At 37.5% G+C, this 10,521-nt stretch carries 1 protein-coding gene; it reads left to right on the forward strand.

Annotation, left to right across the window (positions count from 1 at the left end):
• Window positions 1-167 precede the first annotated feature (167 nt).
• Window positions 168-10,316 carry an SLAP domain-containing protein gene (locus LACWKB8_RS03915; protein WP_038522264.1) on the forward strand — a complete coding sequence of 3,383 codons (10,149 nt, stop codon included), beginning with the start codon at window positions 168-170 and terminating at the stop codon, window positions 10,314-10,316.
• Window positions 10,317-10,521 lie beyond the last annotated feature (205 nt).

The raw sequence follows: 10,521 nt of genomic DNA on the forward strand, positions 1-10,521 counted from the left end.
TATTTATAGTAAAGTTAAGATATTTTAAAGTTATTTTAAAAAAATAAAGTTTTATTTTTTATCTATATGTTATTTAAGATTAGTTTATAATAAATACTATATTGACAATTATAATGCCTAGCATTAAAATATTGCTATAAATAGTATTTTTGAGAAAGGATTATTTTATGCTAGGTAAAAATAATAAGAGAGAAAGAATACGTAAAATGGAAATGCAGGCAAAGCAAGACCACTTCTCGATTCGTAAATTGACAATTGGTGCTGCTTCCGTCTTGCTCGGTTTTACTTTCTTTGGCTTGAATAGTCAGACCGCTAAGGCTGATACTGTTGATCCTGCAAAGGAAGAAATTAATACTAAAACTAATGAGTCTCAGTCTGAGCTTGATCAAACAGCAGATAAAGCCCAAACTCCAAGTGAAGACAAGCAAAGTAACTCAACGAAAAAGGATGCAGACTTAACTACATTTTCTGGTCTGAGTTCTTTTTTAAAGAGTACCGATACTGAAAAACCAACCACTTCAGGAAAAGATTCTACAGATAAAACTGACGATTCCAAGACTGATGCTCCAAAAGATAAGGACAAGGATAATACTGTTGACGACAGTTCCAAAACTCCTGATCAGGATCAAAGTAATGCTAAGGATCCAGCTAAAACTGATGATGACACAAATCAGGGTACTTCAGAAACGAATGATCCTGAAAAAACTGATTCTCAGGATCCTGAATTAGTTGATAAAGATGCAAAAAGGGATGCTACTGGAGTTAAGCAAGTCACAAATTGGGACGAGTTTACAGGTGCTTTACTTAATGCAAATGTGAGCGAAATTCGTATCATGAATGATATTGCTCCCACAAAAGATGGTGGACATGTGTCTATTGGTAGAGTTCCCGGAAGAACGCTGCGCATCATATCCGATGGAGACACGCGACATTTAATTGATTTTAAAGGATATCACCCTGAAATTGTTACGAATAGTTCATTTGATGTAACTTTTGAAAATGTTGCAATGAAAAGTGCAGACTATTATGGCGTATTTGACACTGGTGGGCTAAATAGTAGACAAAATGCCAACATTACCTTTAAAAATACGAAATTTGAAGGTTCTCAGCTAATTTATTCTGGGCGGAACACTCATATCTTCTTTCGTGGTGATAATGAAATAAGAACGATTAAAACACCTTATTATGATGGTGGACCATCTGACAATAACAACCAGCAGTTATTTCAGTTTACTGGTCCAAATTGTAGTGTTGAATTTGTAGACGGTACATTCACAGGCTCTACTTTTGGCGGCAGCATGATTGAAATGGAAAGCGATAATGACGTTGTTACAGTTCGTCAAGGTGCCATTGTTAATCTGACGCCACTATTAAACTATGACAACTCTCACGGGTCAAATGGTGAATGGGGAAGACCATTTACTGTTATTGCTATTACCGGTAGTGGTACTGTAAACGTTGCGGGTACTTTGAATATTAATATGACTGATAACTCAAAGGTATATCCATATAAGGGAACTCGCAATAACAGCAAATGTAGAGCCATATATTTACGGAATTCTAATTCTAGTTTCAATATTGAAACCAATGGTACAGTAAATATTACTACTAATGGTAACATCAGTGACGCAAATGGTGGCGGCTACCTTATTTATGATGGTGGTAATTTTAACATTAAACCTAAGGGTACCTTAAATGTCACTGGTCAGGACATGGGTGACTATGGCGGAACTTTAGTCTTGATTAAGGGTAAAGCTGACATTGAAAACGGTGCTTTTAATATTGTTCTTGATGGTTCTCCCGCTTCCACTAGCATTGGTAATAAGACTGGTGCCGGTTCCGGTGATGTTACTTTAGTAGACGTTCAGGGTGGTACCTTAATTGTCAATAACCCAACCTCACTAGTTTTGAATGCGCAGGCTAACACGGGTAAAAACACAAGTATCGTTGGTCAGAATCAGATTACTATAACAAATGTACGGCAACAATTTGATCTTACCGATTTAAATATTGGACTAGGCAAACTTACTTTGCCTCCATTCCATGTTTTACAAGTTAGAAAAAATAGAGGCACCATTACTGTAGACAAACTTGAGCTATTGAATGGTAAAACGACGCTAACTAAAGATCTATTGGATCAATTAAAAGCCAAAATAGCATCTGCTGGTATTGATTTTGAAAGCTTACCAAAAGACGTGCAAGAATCTTTAGAAGAAACTGCAGGCAGCAATAGCAATAATACTTTTGACGATCTTTTTATTGATATTATTCAAAGAGCATTCAACAATAGCAAAAACTTTGGTTACAACAATATTGCCTTTATTCCTGCCAACCCAAGTGGTTTTATGGACATTGACACTAGCAAAGTCACTGTCACGAGAAATGACGATGGTTCAAACACTATTACGGGCGCTGCAGGTAGTGTAATAAATTATGACCCTAAAGTAGATGGTCTGGAAGACTCTCAAAATAAGTTCGGTTTGGTTATGCCGATAGCTACCAAGGCTTATATTGTTGCCAATATTGTTGATGATAAAAATAAGAAAACTATCTGGGCAGATGATTCTATAGCCAATCCATACCAAAATACGGTTGACAATGCCAAAAATGATAATCATAACCCTTCACTTAATCCTCTGCCAACCCAGTACGCTGCTGTGGTCAATGACGATGGTTCATTTACTATTAATATTCCGGCAGAAAAAACCATTAAATTTAATAAAAATTATAGTATTGAGTTGTCTCCGAGTGCTAACTTCATTGGATATGATCCGACTGATACCAGTAAGCCTGTCAGAGTAGGTTTGGATATTCTGACATTGAGTGATGCTCGCGATCAAGCGGCTAAGACTATTAATGATGCGATTAACAAGGCTAAAAATGATAAGCCTAATAATTTGACGGATGAGCAAAATAAAGCATTTAATGATGCGATGACCCAAGCTGCTGCTGCAGCTTCAAAGACCATCAATAGTGCTAACAAGGACACGTCTGTTTACTCGTCTGATGCAAATACAATTTCGATTGTAAACAAGCGTCGGGATGATGCTTTAAAGATTATTGATGATGCAATTAAAGCTGCTAATGGTTCAGCTCAAATTGAAACTAATAAAACTAATGCCATTAATGATTTGAATAATGAGGCAAGTAAACAATCTGGATATTATCCTTCACAAACTCAGGCAATTAATCAAGCGCGAGATAAGGCAATTGACCAGGTTAAGGCTGCACAAAATAACGATGATGTTGCTAGTGCTAGAGACGAAGGAATAAAGGCAATCGATAAGGTTGCTCTTGACTATAAGGCTTCTATCAAATCTGATCTTAATAAGCAGATTGAACAGGTAAAAACCGATATAGCAGAAACTGCAAAAGATTCTAACTTAAGCGACACTGAAAAAGCAGAGATTAATGGTTTAACTGATAGGCTTAAGCGTCCAGAAGCAATTGCTGCAGATCAAGGTGACATTGATAAGGATTCTGATGAAAATTCGGTTAAAAGTCATCAAAAAGAAGCTCAGGATACGATTGATGCTCTTAAGAATACTATCAGTGCAATTAAAAAATTACAAGATGCCGCTAAAGATGAAATTTCTAAGCACAGCGACAAAACGACTGATATTCAAAATTCTTTAAATGATGCTGTACATAAAGTCATCAATGGCGATGACCCTGACGGCTCAAAGGGTCTTGAAGCGATCAAACAGGTATATGCAGATCAAGAAGCTGCCAATATTAATAAGGCAGCTGAAGCAGCCAAAAAGAGAGTGCAGAAATCAGGACTTGCAGCAGCAGATCAAGCAGATTACTTAAATGCAATCGATAATGCTGCTAAAATTGCGACTGCAAAACCTGGTGACCCAAGCTATGATGCAAGCAAATCTATTTACGGTACTTCAGATGCTGCGGCTATAAAGCAAAGAGAAGCTATAGCACAGACAGCTTTTGATAAAGCTGCAGCAAAGGCTGAAGTTGCAGGTTTTGCTGTTACTAACCAAAATGATTTATCAGTTAACTCAAATAGCGATATTGCAAAAGCAATTAGTGATGGGTTGGCAAATATTGATAAAGCAGCTGACTCTAGCGCAGTAGCAACTGCAGAAGATACTGCCAAAAAGAATGTGCTTAAAGCAATTTCTAAACAGAAATTAGCTGATGTGGAAGCTGATGTCGAAAATCAAATCAGCAATATTTCCGGCTTGACCGCTCAAAATATTGACGATGCCAAGAAACAGGCCCAAAAGATTTTAAGCAATAATACCGATCCACTGGGATATACTCAAAGGGTTGATCAAGCTGACTCCCTTACAACAATTGATGGAGCCAGAAATGATGGTATCACTGCTCTGAACAATCTGTTGACTAAGCAGCAAGAGTTAGGTAAGCGTAACAATCAGGTGAGTGACGCTGTTGCACAAATTAGGCAAAAGCAACAAGAAGCAAATGATGCTATTGACAATACGCCAAACTTAAGTGACGAAGATAAAAAGACATACCATGATCAAATTAAGAAGGTTGCTGACGAAAGTATTAACGGTTTAAGCACTATTGATACTGCAAAGATTGATGATGCTGTGACAACAGCCAAAGGTAAAATTGACAGTATAGTTGCTGATGCGCAGAATAAGGGCGATAGTGTAATCAAAAAGGCTCGTCAAGAAGCTACTCAAGCAATTGACGAGGCGGCAAAGGCTGCCAAGCAAAAGATTGAAAGTATTCCTGACAGTCAACTTAGTCAATCAAACAAGAAACACTATGAAGATTTGATTGATCAAGATGCGCAAGCTGCCAAAGATAAGATTGCTGCTGCTCAAGATGAAGACACTGTCAAATCAGCTGCTCAAGATGGTGCAAACAATATTACCAGGGACTTAAACGACGCGCAGGTTTCTGCGGCACGTGCCAAAGCAATATCTGATTTGCAAACTGCTAAAAATGATGCCAGAAAGACCATTTCTGCAGCACATGATAGTGGCTCACTTAAAGACAAGGACTGGGAAGACAAATTAAACCAGATTGACAATGCCTATGACCAAGCTGTTCAAGCAGTAACAGGTGACCTTAATGTTTCAGATATTAATGATGATGCAGATGAAGGCAAAAAGAATATTCAAAGCATTGTTGACAGTATCTCGGATGACGAAGCAACAAAAGCTTTAGTAGCAAAGCGTGATGAGGCTATTAAGAAATTAAGACAGGCTCGCGATAATGCGAATACCCAAATAACTACTGATCCTAATTTAAGTGTTACGGAAAAGAACGATTACTATAACCAAATCTCAAATGCCTTCAATACTGCTCAATCGGCTATTCAGTCAGCAGGTAAAGAAGACGATATCAATGATGCCCTTACAAATGGTACGAGGAAACTGACTGAGATTCAGGAAGCTGCAAACTTGCAATCTGCCAAAGATCAAGCTCTAAATGACTTGCTTGCGGAAAGAAGCAAAATTAGAGAACAAATTGGCAATATGGATCAAGTTACGAGTGATAATAAGAATCAGTTACGTAATAAAGTTGAAGAACAATACAATCAAGCAGTCAAGAATATTAATTCTGCAAGTACATCTTCTATTCAACAAGTTACTCAAGCAGCTCAACAAGGCAAAGCAGCTATTGATGATGTAATCAGCGATACGAACATTAATAAAGTTATTAACAAACAAAAACTTGATGAGTATGCTCAAAAAGCTATAGATCGCATTAGCAATGCAACAGATATTGCTCAGACAGTAAAGGACTCCACTATTGCTGGAATCAAAACTGCTCGTGATGAAGCAAAGGCTAACGTCGATAATGCAGAAAATATCCCAGCTTCTAATCTTGCAGAACAAAATGGTGAACTAGCAATTGATGCGGCAGAAGCAAAAGGCAACGGTCTTCAAGGCTATAAGGAAAGTGCCATTGATCAAATTTCTACTGCTGCAAATGACGCTACTTCCCGTTTAACTGGAATTTATAATAGTCTTAGTGAAAGTGAGCAAAATACTGTTAAGGAAGCATTTGATAACGCTATTAATACTATTCAGCAAAGTTCAAACGATGCAATTGATAGTATTAGGAAGGCAACTAATAAAGACCAGGTAGAAAAAACTACTAAAGATGCATTAGCTGCTATTAACAAGGCAGAAACAAGTGCTGACCTCGCTGCTGCAAAAGCTACCGCAATAACTGCAATTAAAGAAGCGGGTGCTAACGCAAATTCCCAACTTACAAACCAAAAAGATAAGGATGCGGTAAAAGCTGTTACCGATCTTGGTGAGCAAGATATAAAGGCAGCCAGTGATATTGCAACAGTTAATAAGATTAAAGGCAACACTATCCAAAGCATACAAAATATCCTTGATATTGCTTCTGCTTCTAATGCAGATGAAATAAGAGATAACCGTAATAAAGCAATTGATGAACTTGACCAAGCGCTCAATGGCGGCGGAAATTATGTTGGAGTCAATAATCAAATTGATAGCCTAACTGATCTAAGTGAAGACGAAAAGGATAAGTTTAAGAACCAGGCTCAAGAAGCGCATGATCGTGCTGTAGCCAAGGTTGATGGTGCCGCTGCTGATCAGATAGATACAGAAAAGAATACTGGTTTAGTCAATATTAATCAGGCATTATCAGATGCGAAATTGCAAGCAGCTAAAAACAAGGCTAAGTCTGACTTGGACCAAGCAGCCATTGATGCTGGAAAAAATGATCCAACTGACCAAGATGCTATTAACAACGAACGTGATAAGGCTAAAGACAAAATAGATCAATCAGATACTATTGACAAAGTTAATAAAGCTAAAGAAGAAGGCCAAAGTGCTATTAAGGGTATAGAGCAGACAGGTAAGGATGCTCAACTTGCAAATGATAAAGCTGCAGCTAAAAATGATCTGAAAAACGCTGCAGACAAACTGCAACAACGGATTGATCAAGATTTAGCCGATAAGAAACTGGGTCAAGACCAATATGATAAGCTAAAACAAAAAATTGATCAGGCTCGTTCAGATGGTGAAACTAGAATAAACTCGGCCACTGATAAAGGTAGTTTGTCTAATGCCCAGAGCCAGAACAAAAATGATCTAAGTCAAATCGGCGCTGAAATTGGTAAAGAAGAATCACTGACAAATGCGTTAACTCAGTTGCAAGATGCCGTCAATAAGGCTTCTGCTGCAGCAGACGAGATCGCTAAGGATAATTCAGATCTGGCTGATCAAATGAGAGATCAGATCAAAGCTGAACGCGATAAAGCTGCGCAAAACATTCAAAGTGCTAAAAATGATGAAAATGATCCTAACAACGCTATGAATCAGGCAGCACAAAGTGGTGTTTCAGCAATTACTGGCTTAACTGATCGCTTTGAAGCTAAGAATGAAGCCATTAACAAGTTGAAGCAGCATGCTCAAACTGCAAAGAACGGCTTGCAGAGTGATCATCTTGATGCTAATGAAATTAGCCAAGGCGAAAAAGATATCAATAACGCTCTGCAAGGCGCTATCAGCAACATATATGGCGCTAAAGATAGTGACAATTTAGATAATATTGAGCAGGCTGGAGAAAATGCCATCGATCAGGCCAAGTTGCCAAGTGATTTGCTAGCTGAAAAGAACAAGCAGATTGCTGCTATTGATGATTATGTCAAAGGAAAAGGTGATATCAGTTCAGTTGCCTCTAGTTTAAGTGATGAGCAAAAGGCTGATTTGCAAAAGCAACTTGATGAAGTTGTGCAAAGTACCAAAGACAAAATTGGTAAAGTCACCTTACCTGAGAATGCAACTGCATCTGACTTGGAGACAGCAAAGAATAAGCTGTCTAATATCGAAAAAGGTGTGCCAGAAAATAATGAGCCAATTAACTTCGGCCAAGCCGGTGTAGATAAGATCTACGATATAGCTAAGAATAAACAGGATATCTACGAAGCTAAGCAAGATGCTATCAAAGAACTGCAAAATATTAAGGATGAAGCTGATAAAAAGATTGAAGATTCTGGTTTATCGGCAGCTGATCAAGATACGGAAAAGCAAAAAGTACAGGATATCTTTGACAAGAGTAAGACAGAAATAAATGATATTCCTGTCAAAGGAGAGGATGGTACTACCGATAGAACTGCTGATGAAGTCAAAAACGATGCTCAAGCTATAATTGATAAGGCCAAGAACGGCTATAAAGATCCTTCAACTGGAAAAGATGTTCCTGGCATTTCAAATATTATTGATCAAGCAGATCTTGCCGGAGCTAAAACCAAGGCAGAAGGTTATCTGAAAGACAAGCAAAATCAGGCTCATGATATTATTAATAAGTCGCAGTTAACTGATTCTGAAAAGAAGGACGCTATTAAGGCTATTGATGATGCTTATGATGCTGAAAAAGCAAAAATTGAAGCTATCAAAGATGTTGAGAATGTTCCAAAAGATAAAGATCACGTTGGTGCTAACATTGATCAGATTTGGCAAAATTCTTCTGAGTGGGTTGTTAAAGATAAGCATGATGCTGTAAATGGCACTAATGGTTTGCAAAATGAATATGACAAATTAACTAGTGAGCAAAAAGATAATCCAGATTATAAGGATCATATTAAAGATATAACTGATGCTTTAGCCAGCATCAGTAAGGCTGACAATATTCCGGATATCAGTTCTGCCTACGATAAAGGCATTACTGCTTTGAATAAACTTAAAGCTAAGGAAGAAATTAAAACTGCTGCTGACAAGGCAAAAACTGAGATTAACAATAATAAAGATTTAGATGATACAAAGAAGCAAGAACTTATTAATAATGTTGATAAGCACGTTACAGATAGCAACACAGCAGTTGATCAAGTTAATGCACCTAGTGATGATCCTGCTGGTAAGAAGACTAATATTGATAAGGTAGTTGACACAGCTAAAGACGATATCCAAGTTGAGATTAATAAGGCAAATCAAATCAGCAAAGACAAGGCTGATCAGGAAATTGCTGAAAAAGCAAAAGACGCTATCGATAAGATTCATAAAGAATTTGGTGAAGATGCTGATACTTCTTCAATCCAAAATGCTTTTGATAAAAACAAACACACTGAAGGCAATTCTTATGATGAGATTCAAAAGAATAAACTTGAGGCGGAAAAGGAAATTGCCAAAGGTGCCGTTGATGATGCTGCTAAGAACGCTAAAAAGGATGTTGACGATAATAAGGGCAAACACCAAGATGGTACTGACTTAACTGACGGTGAAAAGCAAAAGGTTAAGGATGAGATCGACCGTCAAAAAGATAATGCCAAAGATAAAATTGATCAATCAAATAGCAGTGATGATGTAGACAAGCACCGTGATGACGGGATAGATATTATTCATCAAGATAGTTCTGATCCGACAACAATCGATAAGGTTATTCAAAGCGGAAATAATAACGGTGGTGGTTCAGGTACTGGTGGTGGTTCTGCAGTAACTCCTGTAACTGATCCAAATAAGAAACCTGACGATAATGCCAACAACAATAAAGATGACGGTAAGAATAATGGTTCAGATGTTGATTTAAACAATTCTTCTGCAGTCGAATTGCTGCATAATGCCTACCTGTACGACGAAACCGGCAAACGGGCTAACCGGATTACTCTAGGTGTTGGTTCAATCCTGACTATCTATGGCACTAAGACGATAAATGGTAAAGAATACTACGTCTTAGTTGATCAAGGTGCCAAGAATAAGATGTACTATGTTGCTGTAGGTAATGCACAGGCTACTAAGCAAAAATTGACTCACAATGCGTATGTTTATAACCAGCTGGGCAAGCGGGTTAAGAAGGCAGGCGTTTACAAGAAGGGTCAGACGCTGAATACTTACGGCGATGCCGTTAAGATCCGCGGTAAGAGATACTTTACTATTGGCAAGAACCGTTTTGTCAAAGCAGCAAATGTTAAGTTGATAACTGCTTCCAAATCAGCAAGCGAAGAAGTTACGCCAACAAATGTCAATACTGTTGCGAAACCTGTTCAAACAGTTGCTAAGAGCTTAAAGCATAATGCTTACCTTTATAATGAAAGTGGCAGGCGTGCAAATAAGCTGATCTTTACTGCAGGTTCCGTAGTTGAGACTACTGGTAAGAAGTCAATCAATGGTCAGACATACTATGCTTTACCTGATGGACTATATATAGCAAGCGGCAATATTGATGCCAAGAAGTTAAAGCTGAAGCATAATGCATACACATACAACAAGTATGGTCATCGCGTAGGCAAGACAGTGCTGAAGAAACGTAAGTCAGTTAAAACTTATGGTAATTCAGTCAAAATCAATGGTAAGAGATATTTCATTACTACAAAAGGACGTTTTGTTAAAAAAGCCAACTTTTAAATTGAAATAGCTTGAATAAAGTACCACAAATTGTTGAAAAAACAATTTGTGGTATTTTTTTAGTTTAAAAGTTGATTTTTTACTTTTGTCATTATATATATACTAAAATAATATCATTTTTTATTATTAGAAAAATTGAAGTCACAAATCAAGTTGTTAAGCCAATCACAAAAATAGCTGGATATACAAAATATTCATTTTATAT

Source organism: Lactobacillus sp. wkB8 (assembly GCF_000761135.1).
Taxonomy (GTDB): Bacteria; Bacillota; Bacilli; order Lactobacillales; family Lactobacillaceae; genus Lactobacillus; species Lactobacillus helsingborgensis.

What these genes read in the sequence shown, in the direction of transcription:
- LACWKB8_RS03915 (WP_038522264.1), top strand. Translation starts at nt 168, where the DNA reads ATGCTAGGTAAAAATAATAAGAGAGAAAGAATACGTAAAATGGAAATG.